Origin of the sequence: Pseudomonas sp. St386 (assembly GCF_018325865.1) — a bacterium.
GTDB classification, from domain to species: Bacteria; Pseudomonadota; Gammaproteobacteria; order Pseudomonadales; family Pseudomonadaceae; genus Aquipseudomonas; species Aquipseudomonas brassicacearum.
In genome coordinates, this window is the sequence record NZ_AP021900.1 from 205366 (window position 1) to 220656 (window position 15291).

Annotated in this window: 13 protein-coding genes and 1 tRNA gene; 10 read left to right on the forward strand and 4 right to left on the reverse strand. The window is 61.5% G+C overall.

The window, feature by feature from the left end; translation table 11 throughout:
- Positions 1 to 140: 140 nt before the first annotated feature.
- Together KI235_RS00960 and KI235_RS00965 are read left to right on the forward strand one after the other, a co-directional pair.
- Complete coding sequence (locus KI235_RS00960) at positions 141 to 713, forward strand: RNA polymerase sigma factor (protein ID WP_003196480.1); 573 nt, start codon at positions 141 to 143, stop codon at positions 711 to 713.
- The gene (locus tag KI235_RS00965) at positions 710 to 1327 is read left to right on the forward strand and encodes a hypothetical protein (RefSeq protein ID WP_013692007.1); all 618 of its coding nucleotides are present in this window, start codon (positions 710 to 712) and stop codon (positions 1325 to 1327) included. The genes KI235_RS00960 and KI235_RS00965 overlap by 4 nt, the downstream gene beginning before the upstream one ends.
- A gap of 62 nt (positions 1328 to 1389) precedes the next feature.
- Here the strand turns inward: KI235_RS00965 and KI235_RS00970 are convergent.
- Positions 1390 to 1466: transfer RNA gene (locus KI235_RS00970), tRNA-Arg, on the reverse strand.
- A 350-nt stretch (positions 1467 to 1816) separates the two neighbouring features.
- On the opposite strand from KI235_RS00970, the gene gabD reads away from it, so the two are divergent.
- From gabD to KI235_RS00985, 3 genes are all read left to right on the forward strand, one after another.
- Positions 1817 to 3259, forward strand: a complete 1443-nt coding sequence (gene gabD / locus KI235_RS00975) for an NADP-dependent succinate-semialdehyde dehydrogenase (protein WP_003196484.1) — start codon at positions 1817 to 1819, stop codon at positions 3257 to 3259.
- Positions 3260 to 3430: 171 nt separating this feature from the next.
- Positions 3431 to 4708, forward strand: coding sequence for a 4-aminobutyrate--2-oxoglutarate transaminase (gabT, locus tag KI235_RS00980; protein WP_003196486.1), 1278 nt, complete (start codon positions 3431 to 3433; stop codon positions 4706 to 4708).
- A 138-nt stretch (positions 4709 to 4846) separates the two neighbouring features.
- Positions 4847 to 6061 carry a response regulator gene (locus tag KI235_RS00985; RefSeq protein WP_212795438.1) on the forward strand — a complete coding sequence of 405 codons (1215 nt, stop codon included), beginning with the start codon at positions 4847 to 4849 and terminating at the stop codon, positions 6059 to 6061.
- Positions 6062 to 6208: 147 nt separating this feature from the next.
- Here the strand turns inward: KI235_RS00985 and KI235_RS00990 are convergent, their stop codons facing one another.
- Positions 6209 to 7198, reverse strand: a complete 990-nt coding sequence (locus tag KI235_RS00990) for a sensor domain-containing diguanylate cyclase (protein WP_027912073.1) — start codon at positions 7196 to 7198, stop codon at positions 6209 to 6211.
- 286 nt (positions 7199 to 7484) lie between these two features.
- A complete protein-coding gene (gene desA / locus KI235_RS00995) occupies positions 7485 to 8672 on the reverse strand; it encodes a delta-9 fatty acid desaturase DesA (RefSeq protein WP_057450586.1) in 1188 nt (395 codons plus the stop codon).
- Between the two features lie 143 nt (positions 8673 to 8815).
- Between desA and dibA the strand changes: the two genes are divergently transcribed.
- Positions 8816 to 10723 (forward strand): phosphodiesterase DibA, encoded by a 1908-nt coding sequence (dibA, locus tag KI235_RS01000; RefSeq protein WP_003196496.1) that lies wholly within the window; start codon positions 8816 to 8818, stop codon positions 10721 to 10723.
- Positions 10724 to 11206: 483 nt separating this feature from the next.
- On the opposite strand, the gene KI235_RS01005 is transcribed toward dibA, so the two are convergent.
- Positions 11207 to 11590: a DUF6124 family protein gene (locus KI235_RS01005; protein ID WP_013692010.1), complete on the reverse strand. Its 384-nt coding sequence runs from the start codon at positions 11588 to 11590 to the stop codon at positions 11207 to 11209.
- A 486-nt stretch (positions 11591 to 12076) separates the two neighbouring features.
- Between KI235_RS01005 and oscA the strand changes: the two genes are divergently transcribed.
- The 4 genes from oscA to cysW all read left to right on the forward strand — a co-directional run bounded on the left by oscA (position 12077) and on the right by cysW (position 15290).
- Entirely contained in the window at positions 12077 to 12259 is a 183-nt protein-coding gene (oscA, locus tag KI235_RS01010) for a sulfur starvation response protein OscA (RefSeq protein ID WP_003186967.1), read from the forward strand.
- Positions 12260 to 12398: 139 nt separating this feature from the next.
- A complete protein-coding gene (locus KI235_RS01015) occupies positions 12399 to 13412 on the forward strand; it encodes a sulfate ABC transporter substrate-binding protein (RefSeq protein ID WP_003196501.1) in 1014 nt (337 codons plus the stop codon).
- Positions 13413 to 13589: 177 nt separating this feature from the next.
- Entirely contained in the window at positions 13590 to 14408 is an 819-nt protein-coding gene (cysT, locus tag KI235_RS01020; RefSeq protein ID WP_013692011.1) for a sulfate ABC transporter permease subunit CysT, read from the forward strand.
- Between the two features lie 12 nt (positions 14409 to 14420).
- The gene (gene cysW / locus KI235_RS01025; protein WP_003196505.1) at positions 14421 to 15290 is read left to right on the forward strand and encodes a sulfate ABC transporter permease subunit CysW; all 870 of its coding nucleotides are present in this window, start codon (positions 14421 to 14423) and stop codon (positions 15288 to 15290) included.
- Position 15291: the final 1 nt, after the last annotated feature.

The following is a 15291-nucleotide window of genomic DNA, read 5'->3' on the forward strand; positions in this document are numbered from 1 at the left end:
AGCTGGCTTGCCTGCGAAGGCGGCGTTTCAGGCACAGCAGTTTCGCCTGACACGCCGCCTTCGCGGGCAAGCCCTGCTCCCACAGAGTCCTCTGCAATCTGCAAGACCGTGTTCTACATCGAAAGGAGTTCGTCCCCCACATGCCCGCTGCGCTTGATTCTCCCAGCGACGAATCGCTGCTGGCCCGCTACCGCAATGGCGATGGGGCTTCTTTCGAAGTCCTCTACGCCCGCCATCGGCAAGGGCTCTACCGTTTCCTGGTGTCCTTGAGCAACAAGGCCGAACTGGCCGAAGAAGTGTTCCAAGACACTTGGCTCAGCCTGATTCGCAGCACCACCCAGCCACAAGGCCGGGCGAGTTTTCGCACCTGGCTGTTCCAGATTGCCCGCAACCGCTTGATCGACCACTGGCGCAAGCATGGTGTCCGCAACCCGTTGCACGACAGCTACGACGAGCAGCTTCACGTCCAACCCGACGACACCAGCAGCCCTGAGCGACAGTTGACCCTGAGTCGAGACCAGGCGCGTCTCGACGCTGCATTGCAGGCTTTGCCCGAAGATCAGCGGGAAGTCTTCCTGCTGCGCCTGCACGGCGACCTGGAGCTGCCACAGATTGCCGCCTTGACCGGCGCCCCGCTGGAAACGGTCAAGAGCCGCTTGCGTTACGCCCAGCAGAAATTGCATCGCCTGCTGGCCGAGGAGGTACCCGCATGATCGACCCCAAAAACACCCCGGCCCCCGACGATGAAGTGCTGATCGAGCATTTCCGCCAACACGCCAGCGCCGAGCCGCCGGCCTCCCTGGACGCCTTCATCCTGGCCGCTGCCCGCCGTGAAGCCCCGACGCCCGCGCCAAGCCTGTGGCAGCGCTGGCTACAGGCCTGCCAACGGCCGCGCTGGCAAATGGCATTCGCCACGGTTGCCGGCGTGGCGCTGATGATCGGCCTGGTACTGCGTTCGCCCGTGACCCACGACGAACTGTCCGCACCCGCCTCGATGGAGTTTTCCGCCGATCGGCAAGCGCCCGCCGTTGCCGCTGCACCGCCGCCGGCGATGCCCGCCCCTGCACCGATCATCCGCATGGCGCCCCAGGGCGAACTGGCCCGAGCCCCGGCAAGCCCTGACCAGACCCTTGCGGAAAAGTCGGCGGCGAAAATGAGCAAACCCGCGCCCGCTGCACTGCCATCGTTGGAGCAAGGCTTGCTGGAGATACTGCGCTTGCGCGAGGCGGGAGAGAGCAAGGCTGCTGATGAAAAGCTGCTGGCGCTGCATCAGCGCTTTCCCGAGGAGGACTTGCCGGCGCGGTTGGAGGCGTTGCGCAAGCGTTGAGTAAGATCAGCGCCCACAAAAAAGCCCCAGGCCTTGCGACCTGGGGCTTTTGATTCTGAAGATGGTGCACCAGGCGGGATTCGAACCCACGACCCCTGCCTTCGGAGGGCAGTACTCTATCCAGCTGAGCTACTGGTGCGACGCGGGCGCCATGATACTCATATGCATCGCGGGCGTCCATGCTGCTGATTTGCCGGTGTTTTCATGAGGCTGGGCGGGCATCGGCTACGCTGATCAGAAAAAACGGGCAAATTCGTTTTTTTCGTTCTTTTTTTCGAACAGCCTATTGTCCTTCACCCCTATCGGCCCTAGGATTCGTTTGAGATTTCAAACGCTCTTGTCTGGGTGCTGAACCGCACGTCTGTGCTTTTGTGCGTTATTTCTGTGCTTCAGCCCGGTGAATGATTTCCCTGACGGCAGCCCCCCGAGGCGCCTTTCTACAAATCTAATTCGCTCCGCGCGTGCGCGGTGCTGTTAAGGAAAGCCGACATGCAGCTTAAAGACACCCAGTTGTTCCGCCAACAAGCCTTTATCGATGGCGCTTGGGTCGATGCGGACAATGGTCAGACGATCAAGGTCACCAACCCGGCAACGGGCGAAGTGCTGGGCACTGTGCCGAAAATGGGCGCCGCCGAAACCCGCCGGGCGATTGAAGCCGCCGACAAGGCACTGCCGGCCTGGCGTGCACTGACCGCCAAGGAGCGCGCCAACAAGCTGCGCCGCTGGTACGAATTGCTGATCGAAAACCAGGACGACCTCGGTCGCCTGATGACCCTGGAACAAGGCAAGCCACTGGCCGAAGCCAAGGGCGAAATCGTCTACGCCGCCTCGTTCATCGAATGGTTCGCCGAAGAAGCCAAGCGCATCTACGGTGACGTGATTCCCGGCCACCAACCCGACAAACGCCTGATCGTGATCAAGCAGCCGATCGGCGTGACCGCAGCCATTACCCCGTGGAACTTCCCGGCCGCGATGATCACCCGCAAGGCCGGCCCGGCCCTGGCTGCCGGTTGCACCATGGTCATCAAGCCAGCTTCGCAAACCCCGTTCTCGGCCCTGGCCCTCGTGGAACTGGCGCACCGTGCCGGGATCCCGCAAGGCGTGCTGAGCGTGGTCACCGGTAGCGCCGGCGACATCGGTGGCGAGCTGACCAGCAACCCGATCGTGCGCAAGCTGTCGTTCACCGGTTCGACCGAGATCGGTCGCCAGTTGATGGCCGAATGTGCCAAGGACATCAAGAAAGTCTCCCTGGAACTGGGCGGCAACGCGCCGTTCATCGTGTTCGACGACGCGGACCTGGATAAGGCCGTCGAAGGCGCGATCATTTCCAAATACCGCAACAACGGCCAGACCTGCGTCTGCGCCAACCGCCTGTACATCCAGGATTCGGTGTACGACGCGTTTGCCGAAAAACTGAAAGTGGCGGTGGCCAAGCTCAAGATCGGCAACGGCCTGGACGATGGCACCACCACCGGTCCCTTGATCGACGGCAAAGCGGTCGCCAAGGTGCAGGAACACATCGCTGATGCCGTCAGCAAAGGCGCGACCGTGCTGTCGGGCGGCAAGGCAATGGAAGGCAACTTCTTCGAGCCGACCATCCTGACCAACGTGCCGAAGAACGCTGCAGTGGCGAAAGAAGAAACCTTCGGCCCGCTGGCACCGCTGTTCCGTTTCAAAGACGAAGCCGAAGTGATCGCGATGTCCAACGACACCGAGTTCGGCCTGGCCTCGTACTTCTATGCTCGCGACCTGGGCCGTGTGTTCCGTGTGGCCGAAGCCCTGGAATACGGCATGGTCGGCGTCAACACCGGGTTGATTTCCAACGAAGTCGCGCCATTCGGCGGCATCAAGGCTTCGGGCCTGGGCCGTGAAGGCTCCAAGTACGGCATCGAGGATTACCTGGAAATCAAATACCTCTGCCTGGGTATCTGATCTGCTTCAAGCGCAAAGGGCACGAGAGCGCTGTCCCTTTGCGCGTTTCACCCGTTCTGTTTCTTGTGGCCGGAACGCTGCGGCAGTCGATCATCGCATGCTGTCGCAGTTGCCTCCCCGCCATGTATTCCTTGAGCCACGCCGACCGATGAGCGGCGAATGAGGACTGTAATGAGCAAGACTAACGCTGACTTGATGGCCCGCCGTACCGCCGCTGTTCCACGCGGTGTTGGCCAGATTCACCCGATCTTTGCCGAATCGGCGAAGAACGCCACGGTAACCGACGTTGAAGGTCGTGAATTCATCGACTTCGCCGGCGGCATCGCCGTGCTGAACACCGGCCACGTACACCCGAAAATCATCGCCGCCGTGACCGAGCAGCTGAACAAGCTGACCCACACCTGCTTCCAGGTCCTGGCCTACGAGCCCTACGTGGAACTGTGCGAAAAAATCAACGCCAAGGTGCCGGGTGATTTCGCCAAGAAAACCCTGCTGGTGACCACCGGTTCGGAAGCGGTGGAAAACGCCGTGAAAATCGCCCGCGCCGCCACGGGCCGTGCCGGTGTGATCGCCTTCACCGGCGCTTACCACGGTCGCACCATGATGACCTTGGGCCTGACCGGTAAAGTCGTGCCGTACTCGGCCGGCATGGGTCTGATGCCCGGCGGCATCTTCCGCGCGCTTTACCCGAACGAACTGCACGGCGTGAGCATCGACGACTCCATCGCCAGCATCGAGCGTATCTTCAAGAACGACGCCGAGCCGCGTGACATCGCGGCAATCATCATCGAGCCGGTACAGGGCGAAGGTGGTTTCTACGTAGCACCCAAGGAATTCATGAAGCGCCTGCGCGCTTTGTGCGACCAGCACGGCATCCTGCTGATCGCTGACGAAGTGCAGACCGGTGCCGGCCGTACCGGCACCTTCTTCGCCATGGAGCAGATGGGCGTTGCCGCCGACCTGACCACCTTCGCCAAATCCATCGCTGGCGGCTTCCCGTTGGCCGGTGTGTGCGGCAAGGCCGAGTACATGGATGCAATCGCGCCGGGTGGCCTGGGTGGCACCTACGCCGGTAGCCCGATCGCCTGTGCGGCGGCGTTGGCGGTAATGGACGTGTTCGAAGAAGAACACCTGCTGGACCGCTGCAAGGCGGTGGGCGAGCGTCTGGTGACCGGCCTCAAGGCGATCCAGAAGAAGTACCCGGTCATCGGTGACGTGCGTGCCCTGGGCGCGATGATCGCCGTGGAGCTGTTCGAAAACGGCGACTCCCACAAGCCGAACGCGGCAGCGGTAGCCCAAATCGTGGCCAAGGCGCGCGACAAGGGCCTGATCCTGCTGTCCTGCGGCACCTACGGCAACGTACTGCGGGTGCTGGTGCCGCTGACCGCGCCGGACGAGCAACTGGACAAAGGCCTGGCGATCCTCGAAGAGTGCTTCTCCGAACTCTGAGTGACGGTTGTGCGCTGATCCACAAAAACCCGCCTTCTGGCGGGTTTTTTCATGTCCGCGAACCTGCCCGGTGGATTTTGAGCTGTCTGGAACGGCCACCAAGGTCTAAGGTGCAAGTATGGCAAGGGAGCATGCTGCATGACTGCTGTGGATTTACCCGCTGTACCGCGTGTGTTGATCGCCGAGGCCGATCCGGCGTCCCGTGAGCTGCTTGAGCAGGTGTTGTCGGGTGTGCGCTGCGATGCTCGGGTGGACACTTGTGGCGACGGCAAAGAGGCTTTGGATTTGCTGGCGAAACATCCCTACGACCTGGTGATCGCCGATTGGGAGCTGCCGGGGGTTGATGGCCTGGCGATTCTGCGTGGCCTTCGCCAGCAGCATCGCACCCCGCCGTTGCCGTTCATCCTGATGAGCCGACGCAACGACAGCGCCAGCGTGCGCGAGGTCTTGCCGCTGGCGCCGACCGCGTATCTGACCAAGCCCTTGAACCGGGAGAACCTGACCCAGCGTTTGCAGGGGTTGTTGGTGGGCGGTGAAGAAACCTCCAACGATGCGCCGGTTCCGGGGCCGGGGTTGACCCTGATAGCTTTTCTGGAGCGTCGGCGTGATCTGTCCGAAGGCGCGCCGCTGATGACCGATGTGCAGGTGGCAGTCAAGCGCTGCCTCAACCCCGCTGGCCTGGATCTGAAGCTGCTGGAAGAAGAGATTCGTACCGACCCGCAAATCACTGGGGTGCTGATTGCGGCGGCCAACAGCGCTGCCCAGCATCAGGGCGGCGGCCCGGTGCAGACCGTGGCCCAGGCGCTGCACCAGCTCGGCACTGGGCAAAGCATGAACCTGATTCTCGGCCTGACCCTCAAGCGCTGCGCCCGGCTCACCGTTCCCTGTCTGGCGGACTATGCCAAGCGCTACTGGGAATTGTCGCTGCACACCGCCGAGTACGCCCGGATCCTGGCGCGGCTACTGGATCTGGAACCGGAGCGTTGTTACTGCGCGGGGCTGTTACACCGCCTGGGCGACCTGGCGCTGTTGCGTTGCCTGGAGGAGTGGACCCAGGCGGGTGGCGAGTTGGATGAGTTGGAGGAAGTAGGGAGTTGCCTAGATCAATACGGCGCCGGTTTCGGCTCGGCGCTGCGCACTCGCTGGCGCCTGCCGCTGGAGCTGCGTGAGTTGATCGCGGCAGCCTATAACCTGGGTGGTGGGGTTTATTCCCGCGAGGCACTGGTGATGAACATGGCGGCGCAGATGGCCCACCTGACCGAGCATGAAGGACTTGAAGAGCTGGCCCGGGGGCGCACGGCACGGTTGCTGAAGATCGGCTTGCCGGAGTTGATGCGGTTGCGCCGCAAGTAGCACCACCACCTAACCCCCTGTGGGAGCGAGCTTTGTGGGAGCAAAGCTTGCTCGCGATGCAGGCAACTCGGGTTCAAGTGGACACCGAGGCGCTGTTATCGCGGGCAAGCCTTGCTCCCACAGGGGTTCAGTGGCGGGACAACTCACTCAAGCCGCGATGATGCGGTTCTTGCCCTGGCGCTTGGCTTCGTACATGGCCGCGTCGGCGCGGGCGAACAGGCTGTCGAGGCTCTGGTCGTCGGCCGTGATGCCGGTCAGGCCCTGGCTGACGGTAATACCGAAGCCCCGTTCCCCGCTGCGGAAGGCCAGGCGCTGGATCTCCCGTTGCAACCGCTCGGCCACTTGCAGCGCCATGTCCGGGGCGCAGCCGGGGAACACCGCGGCGAACTCTTCGCCGCCGATCCGCCCGAACAGGTCACCGCGCCGGAGCACGGACCGCCCGCTTTCGGCGATTCTCTGCAACACGGTATCGCCTTCCTGGTGGCCGTAGGTGTCGTTGATCACCTTGAAGTCATCGATGTCGAGCAACAGGAACGCCATGGGCATGCCTTGTAGCCGTGCCTGCTCGAATTCACGGTGGGCGCATTCGAAGAAATGCCGGCGATTGCTGCTTTGGGTCAGCACGTCGGTGGTCGCCAGGCGCTGGAGTTCGCTTTCCAGCAGCTTCTTTTCGGTGATGTCTTCGGCAATGCCCACCACAATCACCGGTTGCCCTGGCTCGGCCTTGCGGTTGATGAAGCATTTGTCGCTCAGCCAGCGGATCTGGCCGTTGCCGGCGATGATGCGGTATTCACGGTCTTCGACGGCGCCTTTGACCAATACTTCGGCCAGGCTGCGTTCGGCGTATTCCAGGTCGTCGGGGTAGATTGCGTCGCGCCATTCGTTGAAGTCAGCCAGGACCAGGCCGGCGGGGCGGCCGAAGATCCGCTCGTAGGCGGGGCTGACATACAGCACTTGGCGGGTTTCCCAGTTGAACGCCCACAGCACGGCATTGACGCTGACCAGCAACGAGCTGAACAGCTGCTCACGCTCGCTCAGGCGCGCCACTTCACCCTGGGCATGCATCAGCGCCATGAGCGTCTGGGCTGCCTCGGGCCAATGAGGTAGGGAGTAATCCTGTAGGTTCTTGTCGACCATCGGTACAAATCTCAAAGAGCATGCACTGCTGTTGGTTCGCACGCGCTTTCTCCAAAACCCGCCTGGATGGCGAAGTGCTCTTTGAGATAGGGGATTTGGGGCGAAGTTCCTTTTCAGGCGACGAAGGGCGGGGGATTTAGCCGGTCAGTTTATGGGGGCTGAACTTGTGGCCAGAGATTGCCCCCGCTGGGCCTGTAGGAGCTGTCGAGCGGAGCTAGGCTTCGATCTTTCCCCTGACGCTTGAATCTCAAGCGAAAGATCGAAAGATCGCAGCCTTCGGCAGCTCCTACAGGGCCGTGGCAGGCCGTAGCGAGTAGGTCTTGAGCTGGTCGGCGAAGTCCCGCAGGGACTGGATGCCGCTGGCCTCGGCCTCGTGGACCCATTCCTTGATGGCGGCGAGCATGTCGTGGCCGTTGCTGCTGGTCTTGACCCAGATCTGCTGCAAGGCCAGGCGTTTCTCGTAGATCACCTTCAGCGCCTGGCTGTGTTCGAGCATGTTCTGGATGCGCACGTGGTGACGGTCGTCCAGCAGGCTGGTTTCACGCGACAGCAGGCGTTTGGCCCGGTGGAACTGATGACGCACCGAGTGATCGACCTTTTCCAGTTCCTGCTTGACCAGCGGCGCGATGACCAGCCGGCGGTACTGCGCCATGATCTGGAAACGGTTGTTGAGAATCGCCATGGCCGTGTCCATGTCCAGGTGGCCCTTGCCTTCGACCCGGTGGGCGATCGGCGCAACCCGCTGGACCTTGGCCAGGCGCAGGAAACTGAACACCCGGATCCAGGCCCAGCCCAGGTCGAACTCCCATTTGCGTACCGACAGCTTGGCCGAGTTGGGGTAGGTGTGGTGGTTGTTGTGCAGTTCTTCGCCGCCGATCAGGATGCCCCAGGGCACCAGGTTGGTCGCCGCGTCGCGGCATTCGAAGTTGCGGTAGCCCACGGCATGGCCCAGGCCATTGACCACGCCGGCAGCCCACACGGGAATCCACATCATCTGGATGGCCCAGATGGTGATGCCGATGGTGCCGAACAGCAGCAGGTCGATAATGCCCATGATCGCCACGCCCAGCAGCGGGAAGCGGCTGTAGAGGTTGCGCTCGATCCAGTCGTCGGGGCAGTTCTTGCCGTAGATGCGCAGGGTTTCCGGATTTTCCGCCTCGGCGCGATACAGCTCGGCGCCTTTGCGCAGCACGGTGGACAAGCCTTTTATGACCGGGCTGTGGGGGTCGTCGACGGTTTCGCATTTGGCGTGGTGCTTGCGGTGGATGGCGGTCCACTCGCGGGTGTTCTGTGCCGTGGTCAGCCACAGCCAGAAACGGAAGAAATGTTTGAGACCCGCATTGAGCTCCAGGGAGCGGTGCGCCGAATAACGGTGCAGGTAGACCGTGACGGCAATGATCGTGACGTGGGTCATCAGCAGGGTGACTGCCACCAGTGACCAGGCCGACAAGCCAAGAAAACCTTCGTACCACATAGGCTGTAGGGCCCTCATAAAGATAGAAACAGCCGTTGCATTATCACCGGCCCTACAGATAAAACCAGTCGGCCTTTCAGATAAGAGTGGCTGGATGTTTCTTCCTCTATAATCCACCTCTTTGTAGGGACATGGATGGCCGAATGACTGTCTATCAACGCAGTGCCATGCGCGTAGCGCTGCTTTATCTTGTGCTGTCAGTCATCTGGCTGCAACTGACTGGTTATTTATCGACCAGTTTCTTCGATCAATTCGCCGACAGACAACGCTGGCTACTGATCAACGGCTATGCCTGGGCTCTGTTCAGCGCCGGGTTGGTCTTCCTGGCGCGGGCGCGGATCTCGCGATTTTTCGCCAAGGGCGAGCACGGCGCCGATCGAGAGCGCCTGCGCCAGGCTGCCGCCGTCTTCGATTGCACCCGCGAAGGGGTGTTGGTGACCGACCGCAACGGCCTGATCGTGCACGTGAACCGGGCCTTCATCGCGATCACCGGTTATGTGCGGGACGAAGTGCTGGGCCAGCGCCCCAGCCTGTTCAAGTCCGGTCGCCACGGGCCGGAGTTCTATCGCGACATGTTTGCTTCCCTGAACAGCCAGGGCGAATGGAGCGGCGAGATCTGGAATCGGCGTAAAAGCGGTGAGATCTACCCGCAATGGCAGACGATCCGCGTCATTCGCGACGACAGCGGCGAGGTCAGCCATTATGTCGCGGTGTTTTCCGACATCAGCGCCATCAAGGATTCCGAGCATGAACTGGCTTACCTTGCCCATCACGACCCGTTGACCGGCTTGCCCAACCGCCTGCTGTTTTCCGATCGCACCGAGCAGGCCCTGGCGTCAGCGCAATTGCACAAGCGTGGCTGTGCCCTGTTGCTGCTGGACCTGGATCACTTCAAGAACATCAATGACAGCCTGGGTCACAACGTGGGCGATGAATTGCTCAAAGGCGTGGCCGAGCGGTTTCGCGGGCTTTTTGCGCCAGGGGTGACCCTGGCCCGGCTCGGGGGCGACGAATTTGCGGTGCTGGTGGAAAACTGCTCGCAGCCAGGCCAGGCAGCGGCGTTGGCCCGGCGCATCCTCGATGCCTTGAAAGAGCCCCTGCGGTTCGATGACCACGCATTGTTCATCAATGCCAGCATCGGCATCAGCCTGTTTCCCGGCGATGCCCTGAGCGCCGGGCAACTGCTGCGCAATGCCGATTCGGCGTTGTTCAAGGCCAAGAACGCCGGACGCGACGGCTATGCCTTGTACACCGAAGAACTCACGGCCCACGCTCAGCAGCGGGTCGAGATTGCCTTCGAATTGCGGCGCGCGCTGCAGCAACAGGAGTTGCGCGTTCACTACCAGCCGGTCCACGAGCTGGCGACCAGTCGTCTGATCGGTGTCGAGGCGCTGGTGCGATGGGAGCATCCCACGCGGGGGCTGGTGTCGCCGGCCGAGTTCATTCCCATCGCTGAACGTACCGGCCTGATTGCCCAGGTCGATGCCTGGGTCATGGACCAGGCCTGCCGGCAGATGTGTCAGTGGCAGCAGGCCGGCGTGGCGCTGTCGTTTGTCGCCGTCAACGTATCGAGTCGGTTGTTTGCCCGTCGCGAGTTGTATGACCAAGTCGCCCAGGTGTTGCACGACACGGGCCTGGATCCGGGTTGCCTGGAACTGGAAGTGACGGAAAGCGCGGTGATGGAAGATCCGGAGGTGGCGCTGGAGCAGATGCATCGCCTGCGGGAGTTGGGCGTGCGCCTGGCCATCGACGATTTTGGCACGGGCTATTCGTCGCTGCTGCGGCTCAAGCGTTTGCCGGTGCAGAAGCTGAAGATCGATCAGGGTTTTGTCGCGGGGTTGCCGTGGGATGAGGATGATGCGGCGATCGTCCGGGTGATCATTGCCCTGGCCCACAGCATGGGTATGCAGGTGCACGCCGAGGGCATCGAGCAGCGTGAGCAGGCGGCTTTTTTGCTTGGCCAGGCTTGTGAGCTGGGGCAGGGTTACTGGTTTGGCCGGCCCGTGGCGGCGGCGCTGTTGGATTGGGATCGGGTGCCGGTTATTGCTTGATCGTCAGGGGTATTGATGTTGGTCGAGTGCATATCCGTTGCTGCGGTAACGGCGGCTTAGGGTTCCGCCCTGACGGCGGCTCACTTTTGAAAAGCGCAAAAGTAAGCAAAACGCTTTTGCCCCACCACTCGGCACCTCGCTTGGGCTCGGTGTGCCCTCACTCCGGCATTGCTCCGTGGGCCCACTCCACAATGCCTGCGTTCGGCCATCGTGGTTAACGGGGCGCCCGAGATCAACGTCCACCGCGAGGCGGCCTAGTAGCCGACCTGGCTCTGGGTGAGACCGCGTTTCCCCTGTGGGAGCGAGCTTGCTCGCGAAGGCGTCGGTTCAGCTTGCATCATTGTTGCCTGACACTGCGCTATCGCGAGCAAGCTCGCTCCCACAGTTGTTTTGGGTTGACTGTGGTATCCGCGACAACCCAATTCCCCTGTGGGAGCGAGCTTGCTCGCGATGGCGCCGGCTCAGCTTGCCTCTATGTAGGCGCTATCCCTTGGCGCTGTGTGCCGCCATCTCCTTGGTTTCCAGATGATCCAACGCCCGCTCGACCAACAACTGCACCCCATCGGCCATGCGGCTGATCGCCAGAGCGACGCAGCGGCGTGAGTCATCCACGTCGTCAGCCAGATCGGCGGCGATGGTGCTGATGGAGAGCAGGTCTTCGGAGGCGTTGGCGAGCAGGGTTTCGGTGTCGATGTGAGGGGCGACGATGAACAGCTTGGTGCTGTCGGGTTCAGGCGGTGAGGCGGGCTTGGGGTTGAGGTAGTAGTCGAGGGCGCGGGTGGCGGCGTCATCGAGCTTTTTTTCTTCCTGCGCTTGGACGCGGGATTTGTGGCCGTTTTGCGGCGGATTAGGTGATGGCTTGAACATAGTTGTACTCCGAAGTTTTCAGGAGCCAACACCGCTTCGCTTGCACAGTCGAGAGAGGTGGCAGCTATGCATAGGTGTGCAAGACCGGTCGGAGTACCCGGCAGACCCGAAGATCTCCCATACACAGCTGCCATAACGACTCGCGAGCATAAAAAAATGCCCGATGAATAGCCATCGACAATTGTGTCCTCCGCCGGACTTGCACGTCCGTGTCACCGTTTTTTGCGATGACGAACAGAGGTTATCCGCGCCATAGAGCGCTGCCTAGTTCATGAACAGCCCGGCGTTTTGAAGGAAATATCCGAGGGTTTGGCAGGGAAAAGCCCCCAATCACCCCTGCCGTAGGGCGTCGGCTACTTTATGTAATTTTGGTTATATAAAAATTCTTAAATAGTCTTTTTAAGAATATCCGCACTTATCTAGTATTGCTCCCACGCCGCAAGCAGTGCCGCCCACTGCCAGGCATTCATTCAAAGGAGCAGCAGCATGAGCGCATCTCTACGTAGCGTTGACGGCCAGGACGAAGCAACCATCTTGCGCGAGATCCAGAGCGCATTGCGCGATCTGCGTTTTGGGGCGGTGGAAATCACCGTGCACAACGCGCAGGTGGTTCAGATCGAACGCAAGGAAAAATTCCGGCTGCAGCAGCCGAGTCATAAGCCGTCTTGAAGAAAGACAAAAGATCGCAGCCTTCGGCGGTGCCTACGGGGGGCTGAGTGTAGGAGCTGCCGAAGGCTGCGATCTTTTTCTACAAGCCAAACGAATTTCCAGAAGCCATAAGAAAACCAGAATTCCAGGAGCTTTCACCATGTCGTCCATTCGTCGTTATGCCCTGGCCGCGCTGGCCAGTGCTGTTTTTGCAGGTTCCGCCGTCGCCAAGGATTACGAGCTGCTCAACGTGTCCTACGACCCGACGCGTGAGCTTTACCAGGATTACAACGCCGAATTCGCCAGTTTCTGGAAGAAAGCGCACCCGGACGACAGCGTGAAGATCCAGCAGTCCCACGGTGGTTCGGGCAAGCAAGGCCGGGCGGTGATCGATGGTCTGCGGGCCGACGTGGTGACTCTGGCCCTGGCTGGTGACATCGATGAAATCGCCAAGCTGGGCAAATCCCTGCCAGCGGACTGGCAAACACGCCTGCCGGAAGCCAGCACGCCCTACACGTCCACCATCGTGTTCCTGGTGCGCAAGGGCAACCCCAAGGGCATCAAGGATTGGGGCGACCTGATCAAGAACGACGTGTCGGTCATCACCCCGAACCCGAAGACCTCCGGCGGTGCGCGCTGGAACTTCCTCGCCGCCTGGGCCTATGGCCTGAAGGCCAACGGGGGTGACGAAGCCAAGGCCAAGGAATACGTGCAGGCACTGTTCAAGCACGTGCCGATCCTCGACACCGGTGCCCGTGGCTCGACCATTACCTTCGTCAACAACGGTCAGGGCGACGTATTGCTGGCCTGGGAAAACGAAGCCTTCCTGGCGTTGAAAGAGGACGGTGGTGCGGACAAGTTCGACATCGTCGTGCCGTCGCTGTCGATCCTCGCCGAACCGCCTGTGGCGGTGGTGGACAAGAACGCCGAGAAAAAGGGCAACCTGGAGATCGCCGAAGCCTACCTCAAGCACTTGTACAGCCCGGCCGGCCAGGAAATCGCCGCGAAAAATTTCTATCGTCCACGGGACAAGGATGTGGCCGCCAAGTACGCCCGGCAGTTCCCGAAACTGGACCTGGTGACCATCGACAAGGACTTCGGCGGCTGGAAAAGCGCCCAACCGAAATTCTTCAACGATGGTGGCGTGTTCGACCAGATCTATCAGGCGCAGTAAGCTGAAACAAAGCTAAATCCGGACACCGAATTTGTGGCGAGGGGATTTTGTGGGAGCAAGGCTTGCCCGCGATGGATGCGATGCGGTCCTTCAGAAACCGAGTCGCCTCTATCGCGGGCAAGCCTTGCTCCCACCCAGTCTTGCTTCCATGTTTAGTGTTTTTAACCAAGGACCTTTATGTCGCGTCGCATATCCCCCGTCATACCCGGCTTCGGGCTGACGCTGGGCTACACCCTGGTGTACCTCAGTCTGATTGTGCTCATACCCCTGGCGGCGATGTTCGTGCATGCCGCCCAGCTCACCTGGGAACAGTTCTGGGCGATCATTTCGGCGCCGCGTGTGCTGGCGGCCCTGAAACTCAGTTTCGGCACCGCGCTGTACGCCGCCATCATCAACGGCGTGATCGGTACGTTGCTGGCCTGGGTACTGGTGCGCTACACCTTCCCCGGTCGCAAGATCATCGACGCGATGATCGACCTGCCGTTCGCCCTGCCCACCGCCGTGGCCGGTATTGCCCTGACGGCGTTGTATGCGCCGACCGGCCTGGTCGGCCAGTTCGCCACTGACCTGGGCTTCAAGATCGCCTATACGCCGCTGGGCATCACCCTGGCGCTGACCTTCGTGACGTTGCCGTTCGTGGTGCGCACGGTGCAGCCGGTGCTGGCCGATATTCCCCGTGAAGTCGAAGAAGCCGCTGCCTGCCTCGGCGCCAAGCCATGGCAGGTGTTCCGCCACATCCTCGTGCCGGCGTTGTTGCCGGCCTGGTTGACCGGCTTCGCCCTGGCCTTTGCCCGTGGCGTGGGCGAGTACGGTTCGGTGATTTTCATCGCCGGCAACATGCCGATGAAAACCGAGATCCTGCCGCTGCTGATCATGGTCAAGCTCGACCAATACGACTACACCGGGGCCACCTCCATCGGCGTGCTGATGCTGGTGGTTTCCTTCGTCCTGTTGCTGCTGATCAACCTGCTGCAGCGGCGCATCGAAACCCCATAAGGAGGTGCGAACATGTCCCAATCGTCTATTTCCGCGGCCTCCACCAATGCCGCTCGCCGCGGCAGTGCAACGTCGCGGCGCGTGTTGATCGGCCTCGGCTGGCTGATTTTTGCGCTGTTTCTGCTGTTACCGCTGTTCATCGTGGTGTCCCAGGGCCTGAAGCTCGGGCTGGGGGCGTTCTTCACCGCGATCTTTGAACCCGACGCACTGTCGGCGTTGAAGCTCACGGTGGTTGCGGTGCTGATCTCGGTGCCGCTGAACCTGGTGTTCGGCGTCAGTGCCGCGTGGTGCGTGAGCAAATATTCATTCCGCGGCAAGAGCATGCTGGTGACGCTGATCGACCTGCCGTTCTCGGTGTCGCCAGTGATCGCGGGCCTGGTCTACGTGCTGATGTTTGGCGCCCAGGGCTTGTTCGGGCCGTGGCTGTCGGATCACGACATCCAGATCGTGTTTGCGCTGCCGGGCATCGTCCTGGCGACCATCTTCGTCACCGTACCGTTCGTGGCTCGTGAACTGATCCCGCTGATGCAGGAGCAGGGCACCCAGGAAGAGGAGGCTGCGCGCCTGCTCGGCGCCAATGGCTGGCAGATGTTCTGGCATGTCACCGTGCCGAACATCAAGTGGGGCCTGATCTATGGCGTAGTGTTGTGCACCGCCCGGGCCATGGGTGAGTTCGGCGCGGTGTCGGTGGTGTCCGGGCACATTCGCGGGGTGACCAACACCCTGCCGCTGCACGTCGAGATCCTCTACAACGAATACAACCACGTGGCCGCGTTCGCTGTGGCGAGCCTGTTGCTGATCCTGGCGCTCTTCATCCTGCTGCTCAAGCAGTGGAGCGAAAACCGAATCAACCGCCTGCGCGCCAGCGCCGCGGAGGAATAAG